Raw genomic sequence first — 12,631 nt, forward strand, 5'->3', positions numbered from 1 at the left:
CGATATAGCCAGCGTTCGCGTTACGGCAGAATATGGAAGCCCAGAGCGGCGATATCTTTAGCAAAACCGCGCACGGTGTCGAGCGAGACCTCGTACGGGTCGCGACCGATGTTCTTGCGCTTGGCCAGGATGCTGTTGGGCACCGTAATGATCTGGCAACCGCAGGCCTCGGCCTGGTAAATGTTGATGAGCTCGCGCGTGGACGCCCACAGGACCTCACAGTTGGGCTTGGCGGCGGCCTTCTTGACCGACTCCGTCATAAACGGAATGGGATCGACGCCGGTGTCGGCAATGCGGCCGGCAAAGAGCGAGATGATAGACGGCGTCTCGGCGTCAACGGCCTCGACCATCTCATCGACCTGCGTAGGCGTAAAGATGGTGGTGACGTTGACCTTGATGCCGTCGGCGGAAAGCTTGCGGACCAGCTCGGCGGTGGACTCGCCCTTGGTGGTCACGCACGGAATTTTGACGTAGACGTTCTCGGCCCAGGTAGCGATCTCGCGGGCCTCGACCTCCATGGTCTCGACGTCGTCGGCAAAGACTTCAAACGACACGGACACATCGGTGATGTGGGCCAGGACCTCCTTGGCAAACGCGCGGTAATCCGTCACGCCGCCCTTTTTCATAAGGGACGGGTTGGTCGTGAAACCCTGAACGTTGCCGTTCTCGTACATGTCGAGCATGCCCTCGAGGTTTGCACCGTCAGCGAACACCTTGATTGCCATCTGCCTGATTCCTTTCGTTAGCATACGGCCGATAAACTGCTAAACACTTTACCTACGTTTATCAAGGCGTGAGCTGCGGTTTTTTATCTTCTCGGCGAACGGTATAAACACCTCAGTGTTTGGATTGATAAATCGATTGAGCATGCAAAAGCAAAGAGTCGCAGTTTGAGCAAACGTCAGAAGGCGAGATTCATTAGATGAGGCCAAAATGCTGCATCGCGGTGACGGTGCCGTCGTGTGCGACATCGTCGGTCACGTAGTCGGCGACCGCCTTGACCTCGGGCATGGCGTTGCCCATGGCCACGGCCGTCTCGACAGCAGCGAGCATGCCCAGGTCGTTGCCAGAATCGCCAAAGCCAAAGGTGCGCACATTTCCCTCGCGGCCCAGATACGCCAGCGCTCGCGCCACGCCCACACCCTTGTCGATGCCCTTGGGGCTCAGCTCGCGATTCTGACCACCGGTGTTGCACAGCTCAAAGTTGCGATCGATAAAGCCATCGTCGTTGGCCACACAAGCCAGGTCGCACGCGTTAATGCACACCTTGCCTACGCGCAGACGGCCGTCGACGCGCATCTGATCAACGTCATGCACCACGCCGGCGCCTAGCAGAAATGACTGTTCGACACCAACTGGCTCAAGTGAATAGGTGGCACCGTTCGTCTCGAACAACGCCTCGCCGCCCGCCACAGTAATGCGACGCGCGAGCTCCTCAACAATGTCTTCGTCAAAGCACTCCTCATGCACCACGCGGCCCTCGACCTCGAGCGTAGCGCCTGCCATGGCCACGACGCCCGCGGGGTCGAGCGCACGCAGGCTATCGGCGATAAGCCACAGGGGGCGACCCGTGCAGATAAATGCCTTGTGCCCCACATCGCGCAGTGCACGGAACGCCTCAACCACCGTCTGCGAGGGACGAACCGCCGTAAAGTCCTTATCGGTCATATCGTCGGGGTCGAACGACGTCAGCGTGCCGTCCACGTCAAAAAACAATACGGCGGAATCGGGGCACGCATCAATCATATGGGTTCCTTTCGAGGATAAGGGCAAACGAAGCATCCATCATATAATGGAGCGACGCAACCAGAGAGGTCACCCATGGAATTTTATGCAAGCTGCCCCGAGGGCTTTGAGTCCGCACTCGCCGACGAGCTTAAACGGCTCGGGCTTTCGCATGTCCGCCGTCTCAAGGGCCGCGCCACGTTTGAGGGCGAGCTCGAGCAAGGCTACCGCGCCTGCCTGTGGTCGCGCCTGGCCAGCCGCGTGTTTGTGGTGCTCGGACGCTTTGAGGCACAGGATGCCGACGAGCTGTACGATGCCGTTTACGACATTGCCTGGGAAAACATCGTCCGCCCCGGCGCCACCATTGCCATCACTGCCCGTGGTGTGACCGAGCAGCTGCGCAACACGCGCTTCTCGGCCCTGCGCGCCAAGGACGCATTGTGCGACCGCCTCGCCGAGACCACGGGCCGTCGCGCCGATGTCGATGCCGCCGACCCCGATGTCCACCTGCTGCTTTCGTTGCGTCAGCGCCGCGCGAGTATAAGCCTGGACCTTTCGGGCGACCCGCTATTCAAGCGCCTGCCGCCCGCCGCGACTCGAGCCGGCGAGGGCGCGCACGTGCTGCGCCCCGACTACGCCGCCCTGGTGCTTTCGCAGGTCGGCTGGACCGCGCTATGCGAGCGCGAGTTGACGGCCGACGACTACGAAAACGAGGCCCTGCCCACGCTGATCGACGCCTCGTGCGCCGGCGGCGGCCTGCTGCTGGAGGCCGTGAACATTCTGACCGACCGCGCCCCGGGCGCCGCACGCGAGCGCTGGGGCTTTGAGGGCTGGCAGCTGCACGATGCCGCCCTATGGGAGCAGCTGCTTGCCGAGGCGCGCGAGCGCGAGGCGGCGGCGCGCGAGCGCCAGGCGCGCATCGTGGCCGTGGACATCGACCCCGCCGCGCGCAAGACCGCCGAGCGCATGGTCAAGTGCGCCGGCTACAAGCGCTTTGTCGATTTTTGCGCCGCTAAGCCCGCCACCGTGCTGGACCATGCGGGTGCTGTCGCCGGCGTTGCCGTGGTCGCAGACACCACCGAGACGCCGCTTTCGCTCATGCACGACGCCATGACGCTGGTCGGCGAGCTGCGCCGCGCGCCCGAGCTCGCTACCGCACCGGTCGCCGCGCTCACTCGCGACGGCCTTATGGCCCGCGCGCTCCATGCCGAGCCCGCGCGCTCCATCGCCGTCATGCCCAACAACGAAGAGGCGACTATTGAGGTTTGGCCCTCGCTTGACCACGCTGCCGCGGCATTTGAAGCTGCGACCAGCACGGATGCCGAGGACAAGACCGCAGATGCCGAAGACGAAGCCGCCAACACCCCCATGTCCGAACCTGCCGCCACGCTCGACCTGGGCGACGGCAAGCCGCTGCCCGTGCTCATCCCCGAGTCCGAGCAATTCGCCAACCGCCTGCGCAAGAACGCACGCCTGCGCCGCAAGTGGGCCAAGCGCGAGGGCGTGAGCTGCTACCGCGTCTACGATGCCGACCTGCCCGATTACTCCGCCGCCATCGACCTGTACGAGGGCTGCCCGCAGACACCGGGCCGTTGGCTCGTCATCGCCGAATACGCCGCACCCAAGACCATCGACCCGGCGCTGGCCCAGGCCCGCATGCTCGATATCTTGGCCATCGCGCCGCGCATCCTGGATGTTCCGGCCGAGCACGTGCACGCCAAGGCCCGCATGCGTTCGCGTGGCGGCTCGCAGTACGGCAAGCAGGGCGCCGGCAAGGGCGGATCGGGCGAGCGCGCCAATATCGCACGCCGTCGCCTCCCGCTCATCGAGGAGGGCGGCCTTACCTTTGCCGTCAACTTTGACGACTACCTGGACGTGGGCATTTTCTTGGACCACCGCGTCACCCGCAACCTGGTGCGCGAGCACGCCAAGCAGGCGCGTCGCTTCCTCAACCTGTTTGCCTACACCGGCACCGCCACCTGCTACGCGGCCGATGGCGGCGTCGAGGAGACCGTGACGGTCGACCTCTCCAACACCTATCTGGACTGGGCCGAGCGCAACATGCGCCAGAACGGCTTTGTGGGTCCGCAGCATCACTTTGTGCGCGACGACGTGCTCGCCTGGATTCGCGACCAGCGCCAGACGCGCAACCGCTGGGACCTGATTTTTGTCGACCCGCCCACGTTCTCGAACTCGTCCAAGATGGGCCGCCGCACCTGGGATGTCCAGCGCGACCATGTTGAGCTGTTGGCCGGCGTATCGCGCCTGCTCGCACAGGGCGGCCATGCCATCTTTAGCTGCAACCTGCGAGGCTTCCGCCCCGAGACACGCAAGCTCGCACGCGCGGGCGTGGTGCTACAGGACATAACGGCGCAGACCATCCCCGAGGACTTCGCACGCAACCAGAAGGTGCACCATTGCTATATCGTGCGCCGCCTGCCCATCGAGGACGCCATGGCAGAGGTCGGCTTTAGCGCCGAGGAAATTGCCGAGCGAACCGAGGAGCTGCGCAACCCCGAGGCCCGCAAGCCCCGTGCGGCAGTACCCGCGCACGCGCAGGCCGGCAACGGCAAGTCCAACTTTGCCGGCAAACCCTCCCCCGCCGGCAAGCCCAAAAAGAAGAAGTTCTACGCCAGCAAGCCTAAGGGCAGATAACAAAGTTGCGGTGGAATACGGACTGTTTTGCCTGGAATTAGGCAAATTTAGACCGTATTTCACCGCAACTCATATTGGGATGGTGGTTGGCGATCTAGCCTTGGGTGACTAGGCGGTAGCCAATGCCTACATGGGTTTGGATGTAACGCGGATGCGCGGGGTCGGACTCGATCTTCTTACGCAACGTGCCCATAAAGACACGCAGGCTCGCCAGGTCGCTCTTGGTTGCCGTGCCCCAAATCTCGTGCAGGATAAACTGGTGCGTCAGCACCTTGTCGGCGTTGTGCGCCAGCAGGCACAAAAGCTTGTACTCGATCGGCGTCAGATGTAGTTCCTCGCCATCCATCGTGGCGATGCCGGCATCAAAATCGATATGCAGCTCACCGGTATCGAACGAGCCCTCGGAGGCAACGCCGCCCGTCTGCGCATACGAAAGGCGTCTGAGCGTCGTGCGGATGCGCGCGAGCAGCTCCTCGACCGAAAACGGCTTGGTCAGATAGTCATCGGCGCCGGCATCGAGCGCTCGGATCTTGTCCGCGTCCTCGCTGCGCGCCGAAACCACGATGATCGGCATGCCCGACCACGCGCGCACCGACTCCACCACCTTGACGCCGTCCATATCGGGCAGGCCCAGATCGAGCAGCACAATGCTCGGCGCCTGCGACGAAGCGGCGGCGATGGCGGCGTGGGCGGTCTCCACAGCCATATGGCGCAAACCGTGCGCCTCGAGCGCGGCGACGATAAGGTTGCGGACGGCGGGATCGTCCTCAACGACCAAGATGAGCGGTTTCACGGCAGAGTTCGGCACAGCGCTACTCCTTATCAAACGAAACGTCGGCGGCGGGAAGCTCAATCGTAAAGACCGAACCGTGAGGGTCCGCCGCGGCAACCTCTATGCTACCGCCATGTGCCAGCGCAATGGAGCGGCAAAGCGAAAGCCCCAGACCCACGCTGCGCTGGCTATCGGCCAGACCATGGTTGGCGGTGTAAAACGACTCAAAGATGCGCTCGCGGTCCTCGGGTGCAATGCCCGGGCCGTCATCGGCCACCGAGCACGCCACGCATCCGTCGTCGACGCCAATCGAGATCACGATATGCGAATCCGAGGGCGTATAGGTGATGGCGTTGTTCACCAGGTTGACCACCAGCTGCACCATCAGGCGCGCGTCGACGTTGACGAGCGCCGGCTCGTCGCACGCCACCACCTTGAGGTCGTGCTCGTGCACGGCCGGGTTTACGTGGCGCAGCGCCTCCTCGACGATATCGTCCATAAGCTCGAGCGTGGTCGACAGGTGCATACCGCCGCCCTCGAGCTTGGTGATGGCGAGCAGGTTCTCGACGGTGGCGTTGAGCCATTGCGCATCCGAGCGAATGGATAGGAGCATGCCGCGGCGCGTCTGGTCGTCGAGCACGGCGGTGCCGGTCGAGCCCTGGTCGAGCAGCACGTCGGCATTACCCGAAATGCTGGTAAGCGGCGTGCGCAAATCGTGCGAGATGGAGCGCAACAAGTTGGCGCGCAGCTGCTCGTTTTTAGCAAGCACCGCCGCTTCCTCGCGGGCCTCCATGGCGCGGGCTCGATCGAGCGCCAGCTCGCCTTCGCTCACGATGGCATCGGCAAGCGTCCGCTCCTCGGGCGTCAGCGCATCGGGCTCGGCGACAATGGCGAGCACCCCCACCACCGAGTCGGGATCACCCGCGCGCACCATGGTGTCGCCCGAGTGCACGGTCAGGTATATGCCAAAGAACGCCGAGCCGCCATAGGTGGCATCGAGCGGCGTTCCCACATAGGCGGATGCCGAGAGCCGTGGCGGCATCTGCCGCGCCAGCTCGTGCACCGGCGCGGCATCGCCCACGGCCGTGTACATCGTGCGCGGCAGCAGGTCATCGTCGTCGGCATCGGCGCTATACCACACGACCGGACAGTCCGAAAGACGCGCCAGTTGCGTTGCCATAGCATGCACAATCTGTTGCTGATCGCCGCACCGCTGCAGCATGCGGTTGGTCTCGAGCACCATCTGCGTGCGACGGTCGCTGGCGGCAGCCTGCGCCAAGGCGCGGCGCAGGGCCAGCGCAATCGAGCTCGACACGAGCGAGACCACAAACATGATAAAGAACATGCCGGGATAGACGCGGTCGATGAGCGACAACGAGTAGCGCGGGTCGACAAACAAATAGTTGTAGAGCGCCACGGCAGCAGCCGAGCTCAGCAGGCAATACAGGCGGCTCCAGGTAAAGAATGCGCACAGCTGCACGGCGAACACATAGACGATCATGATGCTCGGCGCGAGTCCCGGATGGTCGAGCAGCGCGCCCACAATCGTCGCCGCGGCCAGCAGCCCCGCCGATACGCAGGCGTCATACAGAGGGCTGCGACGCGTCAGCGTTGTGCGCCGCCACCAAAAGTTCTCGGCAATATCGCCGTCCGCATGGACGTCCATCAGCGCCCCGCCCCTCTCTCAAAAACAAAAACCACCACAAAGGGGACAGGCACCTTTGTGGTGGTGGCCTCCTTGTGGTGGTTTCAAGTGTATAGCCTTTGCAGCCCGCAGTCGCTAGACAAACAGCAGACGTCGACTACGGGCGCTCGTCGGGAGCCAGGCGCTGCATCTTGCTCACGGCCTTAAACTTGGTGAACAGCGGCACGTACTCAAAGCTCACGTTGGAGTTCTCCAGGCCGTACCAGCGCGCGGGGGTGCCGGCAGCGCGGCGGATGATGTACTTGAGCGTGATGGCCGTACGCTCGCTGGGCTCCACGTCGCTTTCGGGCGCCAGCAGCTTGCGGATCATGACGAACTTAAACGTACCGATGTTGCCCGGATCCTTGTAGACCGAGTAGTCGTGCGTCTGCGCCGGCAGCTCGCCGCTGGCAGCCAGGTCCTGAACAACCTGGCGCAGGTAAGCATTGACGCGCTGGTTGATCTTATAGCCCAGGTACAGATGCACGCGGAATACGTAGTCGGTGCCGAACGTCTCGACCGAGTAGGCAAAGGTATGCGGCTCGTCCATGGTCTCGACGTTCACGAACCACCAGGCACGAGCGCGCTTGGGGTGCTTGTCCAAAATCGAGTAGACGATATCGCGGTCGATATAGTCGGTGTTGGTGTCCTTGGTCAGGTACACGATGTTGTCGCTCACGAGCTCGTAGCGATCGTCGTCGCGCAGGCGCTTGAGCTGCGGCAGATAGCTGCGCAGCGGCAGCAGCGTAAACTGGCGCTGCTCAACCGCCGTGCCGTTGTACCAGCACACCATGATGCCCATGATGAGCGCGGCCATAAGGATGGTGAAATAGCCGCCGTGGAAGAACTTGGTGAGCGAGCTCACAAAGAAGAAGCCCTCGAGCATAAGGAAGAAGGCGGCAAAGATCCACGGCGCGACCTTGAGATTGCGCTCCACGTGCAGATAGAAGAAGAGCAGCATTGTCGTGCACATCATGGTCAGGGTAATGGCCAGGCCGTACGCGGCCTCCATGTGCGCCGAGTTCTGGAACAGCAGCACCACGACGACGCAGCCCACGAGCATGACGTTGTTGACCATGGGGATGTAGAGCTGGCCCTTGGTCTCGGCAGGATAGAAGACCTGCATATGCGGCATGAGGTCCAGGCGGCTGGCCTCGGACACCAGCGAGAATGCGCCGGTGATGAGCGCCTGCGAGGCGATGATGGCCGCGACGGTGGAAAGGCCGACGGCAAAGGGGCGCAGACCCGGGGCGAGCATCTGGTAGAAGGGGTTGAGGTCGGCGATACCCATGAGCTCCGGGTTGCCGGCGTTGTTGATAAGCCACGCGCCCTGGCCCATGTAGGACAGCAGCAGGCAGCACTTAACGAACGGCCAGGTGGCGTAGATGTTGCCGCGGCCCACATGGCCCATGTCGGAGTAGAGCGCCTCGGCACCGGTGGTGGCAAGGAAGCAGCTGCCCAGAATCATGATGCCCGCGTGGTTGTTGGGGCTCAGCAGAAAAGCGATGCCACGCAACGGGTTGAGGCACAGCAGCACCGCGGGATACTGGCAGACAAAGAACAGGCCCGTGCCGCCCAGGAACAAAAACCACAGCGTCATGATGGGGCCGAAGGCGTGACCGATCTTGGCCGTGCCGATGCGCTGCACCAAGAAGAGCGCGATGATGATGGCAAGCGTGATGGCGACGACACGACCCTGGTCGTCACCGAGCACGGCATGGACCGCCGGGATGGTGCGCAGGCCCTCGATGGCCGTGGTGACGGTAACGGCAGGCGTCAGGATGCCGTCGGCGAGGAGTGCCGCGCCGCCCAGCATGGCGGGGATGATGAGCCACTTGCCGCAGCGCTTGACCAGGCTGTACAGGGCAAAGATGCCGCCCTCGCCGTGGTTGTCGGCGCGCAGCGAGATCAGCACGTACTTGACGGTCGTCAGCAGCGTGACCGTCCACACGACAAGGGAGAGCGCGCCGAGCACGAACTCCTGCGTGACGCTTCCGATGCCGCCGTTGCCGGCAACGAGCGCCTTGGTTACATACATGGGGCTGGTGCCGATATCGCCATACACCACGCCCAGCGTGACGAGCATCGCCGAGATGCTCACAGGAATCGCAGCGTGCGAGGCTACTTCCTTTGCCTTTTGTTCCATAAGCCGGTTTCCTCCCAATTTTAACGTTCGACGGGATTATATGTAATCAGCCCATATTTTAATGGCACCGTTTTCCCAGCTAGATAAACATTTATGCGGCCTTTAGGCCACCGCGGCGATATGGAATGTGACAAAGGGACGCCCCCTTTGTCACATTCGTCATTTTCCGAGCCAGTTTTTGAACCACCACTCCATAGAGCGGCTCATCTCGGCCATAAAGGGGCTCGTGTGCTTACGGGTGTAGATGTCGATGACGCGCTCGCCCACCTCGCGGGCGTGCGGGCGAAACATCGCATCCATCTCGGCCACCTGCGCATCCATCGTCGCGGCGTCGGCACGACAATAACGCTCCTCGTGCACCAGGTTCACCACGGGATGCGCGATTGCCGGGCGCTCCTTACGGGGCGTGCCGATGATGAGCATCGACAGCGGCATGGTATAGGGAGGCAAGTCCAGCAGTGCGGCAACTTCCTCGGCATTCTCGACGATATCACCGATGTAGCAGCTCCCCAGCCCCAGGACCTCGGTGGCAACCACGGCGTTTTGCGCGGCGATCACGGCATCCTGCGCCGCGATGGCAAAGTCGCCCAAACCCGGCGCGCGGCGGGGCGCCTTGCCCGTGCGCTCGACAAACTCGGGCTCAAAGCAACCCACATGCTCAAACAGATCGATCCACTTGGCATAGTCGACCACAAATATGAGTGCCCAGGGCGCCCTGGCGATCATGGGCTGGTGGTCGCACAGGTCGGCCAGACGATCGAGCGTGGCCTGCTCGCGGATGCTCACGATGGAATACATCATCATGGCGCCTGCCGACGGCGCACGGCTCGCCGCATGCAGAATCGCCGCCCGCTGCTCGTCGGTCACCGCCACGGGTCGGCCGTCGTCATCGCGCGCAAAAGCGCGCGTGGAGGAACGGTGCTCCAACGTGTCCAGCACCGCATTGCCCGTGGTCTCGACCGGATAGCCGCACGTATCGACCGCCGCTCCATCGCCGCCCATGTCCGCCTTGCAAACCTGCTCGTTCATCGCCTCATCCTCGCTAATTCTTTAAGAAGCCTTTACGTTTCCGTGTAATTCCCGTCCATTATCGCGCAGGTCGCCACCACATTGCGCCACACCGCCACACGTGCGCGTTAATATGGCTGGTTGTTGTGCGCAGACACCAATTGCAGCGCATATCTTGGTAACAATCGGGTAAACCCCCGCTTTCGTAGGTTTTAGTTTGTGAGGAGTCTCAGCATGTTCGCTGCCGCCATCTCGCTCGTCGGTCTTGCGGCGACCGTCTACCTTGTCTTGCGCGAGGCCAAGGCCATTCGCGCTCAGTCGGGCACCGTTGCCAAAAGCGCTCTTGGGTGGAGCGTCGCCTTCGGCCTGTTCCAGCTCTTTTTGACCATTTGGGGTGCCATTGGCCTCGTCGCCCAAAACGAGCCGCTCGCCTTTGTGATGCTCATCCTGACCAACGCCATCCTCACCGGATGCGCTTGGGCCAGCATCGCCCGCGACCGCATCGCCCCGCGCGTCTTTGCGTTCGCCGAGCCCGACGCCCCCGCCCCCACCGGCAAGCTCGCCCGCCTGCGCGGCGCCTTTGTGGGCAAACCGCTCGTCGCCGCCGTCCTGTGCCTGCTGCTCGCCGGCGTCTTTGCGCTGCTGGGCATGGAGGTCTCGTCCAACCACGACTTTACCTGGGTCTACCCCCTGTGCATCCTGCTCGAGTGGGCCATCATCGCCACACTCATGACTGGCTTGTTCTTCCTATTCCAGCGCCACGGCGCAGCTCCCGCGGTCCTGGCCTTTGCCCTCTTTGTCCTGGGCATTGCCGAGTTCTTTGTCATCACGTTTAAATCCATGCCCATCCAGCCGGGCGACCTTTCGGCCATCTCCACCGCCGCCGCAGTCGCCGGCACCGGCTACACCTTCTCGATCTCGCTGTTCTGCGTGCTATCCATGGGCTTTACCGCCATCGCCATGCTGCTGTGCGAGTACGCCGGCCTGGTCGCGCCGCACCGTCAGAAGGGCGCCGCCAACGCCAAGCGCATGTTGCTCACCAACCTGCTCGTGGCGGTGCTGTGCCTGGGCGGCGTGACCGCGCATGTCACGCTCATCGACTACTACAACACCCTCGGCATCACCGTCTACACCTGGCGTCCGCTCGAGAGCTACTGGCGCGAGGGCTATCTGCCTGCCTTTATTAGCGCGGCACAGTCCATCAAGCCGCCCAAACCCGCCGACTATTCTGTCGATGACGCCAAGGCCACGCTCAAAAAGTACGCCAAGGCCTACGACAAATCCGACGCGGCCAAGAGCGACGAGCGCGCCGCCGCAAAGGAGCAGTTCGACAGCGAGAAGCCCACGGTCATCGCTATCATGAACGAGACGTTCTCGGATTTGTCGATCTACCAGAACATGCGCGCCGGCTACGAAGGTCCGCAGTACTTTAAGAACCTGTCCAACTGCCTCAGCCGCGGAAAGCTCTACGTGAGCGCCTACGGCGGCGGCACGGCCAATACCGAGTTTGAGTTTATGACCGGCAACTCCATGGCCAACCTGGGCTCGGGCGTGTACCCCTACACCATCTACAACATGGAAACGACCGGGAATCTGACAGAGCAGTTCAAATCGCTCGGCTATTCCACCACGGCCATGCACCCCAACCACGCGACCAACTGGAACCGCGAGAACGTCTACAAGGACTTTGGCTTTGACCAGTTCCTGTCCATCAACGATTTCCAAGGCGCCGATACCCTGCGCGGCATGGTGACCGACCAGGCAACCTACGACAAGATTCTTGAGCTGCTCGACCAGAACGCCGATCCGCAGTTTATCTTCGATGTGACCATGCAGAACCACTCGGGCTACGACACGGGTCTGCTGCCGGTCGACAAGCAGATGCACCTGAACATCGACACGACCGACCTGGACGCTAAGACCGTCGAGGACGGCACGCTCTCCGATGTTGACGAGTATGTCTCGTGCATCGAGCAGTCCGACCAAGCGCTGCGTTACTTCCTCAACGCCCTGAGCAAGCTCGACCGCAAGGTGGTCGTGGTGTTCTGGGGCGACCACCAGCCGTTCTTCCCGTCCAAGTTCAACGATAAGTGGTTTACCGGCGAGGACGACGCCACCCACCAGGAGCGCTTGTGGCAGACCGACTACATCATTTGGGCTAACTACGACGTTGCCGGTTGTGACCAGACGAGCGAGGTCGACGACCTGTCCACCAACTACCTGTCCACCCAGCTGATGCAACTGATCGGCGCACCGCTGACCGACTACCAGAAAGCGCACATGACGCTGCGCGAGTCGCTGCCCGCCATCAACTCCGTGGGCTACGAGGACGCCAGCCTGCGCTGGGCGCTCTCCTCCAACGTCACCGGTGACGACGCCGCAGCCGCAGCCGCCACCAAGGCGCGTGAGGATTACGCCAAGATGCAGTACTACGAAATGTTCCGCGACGGCAAGAACGTCTATACGGAGCACTTCCAGACCGAGGCCAACGAGACCGACCCCAACCTGGCGCCGGGTACGACCAAGATCAAGTAACGGGGTCGGGGGCCCAAATCGGCGGCAGGCGGAGGCGCGGGAAAGGTCTGCTGCTCAAACAGTCCTGCGCAAGACGGGGGCCACATTAAGTGGCCCCCTTTGCGTG

8 protein-coding genes are annotated in these 12,631 nt (G+C 62.6%); 2 read left to right on the forward strand and 6 right to left on the reverse strand.

Going from position 1 to position 12,631, the window contains the following annotated elements:
- Window positions 1-20: 20 nt before the first annotated feature.
- Both DW233_RS05820 and DW233_RS05825 read right to left on the reverse strand, forming a co-directional pair.
- Window positions 21-725 carry a transaldolase gene (locus tag DW233_RS05820; RefSeq protein ID WP_196025514.1) on the reverse strand — a complete coding sequence of 235 codons (705 nt, stop codon included), beginning with the start codon at window positions 723-725 and terminating at the stop codon, window positions 21-23.
- Between the two features lie 193 nt (window positions 726-918).
- Window positions 919-1,746, reverse strand: coding sequence for an HAD-IIB family hydrolase (locus tag DW233_RS05825; RefSeq protein WP_158567815.1), 828 nt, complete (start codon window positions 1,744-1,746; stop codon window positions 919-921).
- 75 nt (window positions 1,747-1,821) lie between these two features.
- Between DW233_RS05825 and rlmKL the strand changes: the two genes are divergently transcribed.
- Window positions 1,822-4,380: a bifunctional 23S rRNA (guanine(2069)-N(7))-methyltransferase RlmK/23S rRNA (guanine(2445)-N(2))-methyltransferase RlmL gene (gene rlmKL, locus DW233_RS05830; protein ID WP_118267204.1), complete on the forward strand. Its 2,559-nt coding sequence runs from the start codon at window positions 1,822-1,824 to the stop codon at window positions 4,378-4,380.
- A 94-nt stretch (window positions 4,381-4,474) separates the two neighbouring features.
- On the opposite strand, the gene DW233_RS05835 is transcribed toward rlmKL, so the two are convergent.
- The 4 genes from DW233_RS05835 to DW233_RS05850 form a co-directional block, all read right to left on the reverse strand.
- Complete coding sequence (locus tag DW233_RS05835) at window positions 4,475-5,188, reverse strand: response regulator (RefSeq protein ID WP_117648427.1); 714 nt, start codon at window positions 5,186-5,188, stop codon at window positions 4,475-4,477.
- 4 nt (window positions 5,189-5,192) lie between these two features.
- Window positions 5,193-6,818, reverse strand: coding sequence for an ATP-binding protein (locus DW233_RS05840; protein ID WP_118267206.1), 1,626 nt, complete (start codon window positions 6,816-6,818; stop codon window positions 5,193-5,195).
- 136 nt (window positions 6,819-6,954) lie between these two features.
- Window positions 6,955-8,982 (reverse strand): KUP/HAK/KT family potassium transporter, encoded by a 2,028-nt coding sequence (locus DW233_RS05845; protein ID WP_089573158.1) that lies wholly within the window; start codon window positions 8,980-8,982, stop codon window positions 6,955-6,957.
- A 159-nt stretch (window positions 8,983-9,141) separates the two neighbouring features.
- Window positions 9,142-10,011, reverse strand: coding sequence for a nitroreductase family protein (locus DW233_RS05850; protein ID WP_118267208.1), 870 nt, complete (start codon window positions 10,009-10,011; stop codon window positions 9,142-9,144).
- A gap of 213 nt (window positions 10,012-10,224) precedes the next feature.
- Between DW233_RS05850 and DW233_RS05855 the strand changes: the two genes are divergently transcribed.
- Complete coding sequence (locus DW233_RS05855) at window positions 10,225-12,525, forward strand: LTA synthase family protein (protein WP_118267209.1); 2,301 nt, start codon at window positions 10,225-10,227, stop codon at window positions 12,523-12,525.
- Window positions 12,526-12,631: the final 106 nt, after the last annotated feature.

The organism is Collinsella sp. AM20-15AC, from assembly GCF_003471405.1.
GTDB lineage: Bacteria > Actinomycetota > Coriobacteriia > Coriobacteriales > Coriobacteriaceae > Collinsella.

Excerpts from the sequence above, each read along its gene's own strand:
- DW233_RS05820 (WP_196025514.1), bottom strand. The coding sequence starts at position 725 with ATGGCAATCAAGGTGTTCGCTGACGGTGCAAACCTCGAGGGCATGCTC.
- DW233_RS05825 (WP_158567815.1), bottom strand. The coding sequence starts at position 1,746 with ATGATTGATGCGTGCCCCGATTCCGCCGTATTGTTTTTTGACGTGGAC.
- rlmKL (WP_118267204.1), top strand. The coding sequence starts at position 1,822 with ATGGAATTTTATGCAAGCTGCCCCGAGGGCTTTGAGTCCGCACTCGCC.
- DW233_RS05840 (WP_118267206.1), bottom strand. The coding sequence starts at position 6,818 with ATGGACGTCCATGCGGACGGCGATATTGCCGAGAACTTTTGGTGGCGG.
- DW233_RS05845 (WP_089573158.1), bottom strand. The coding sequence starts at position 8,982 with ATGGAACAAAAGGCAAAGGAAGTAGCCTCGCACGCTGCGATTCCTGTG.
- DW233_RS05850 (WP_118267208.1), bottom strand. The coding sequence starts at position 10,011 with ATGAACGAGCAGGTTTGCAAGGCGGACATGGGCGGCGATGGAGCGGCG.
- DW233_RS05855 (WP_118267209.1), top strand. The coding sequence starts at position 10,225 with ATGTTCGCTGCCGCCATCTCGCTCGTCGGTCTTGCGGCGACCGTCTAC.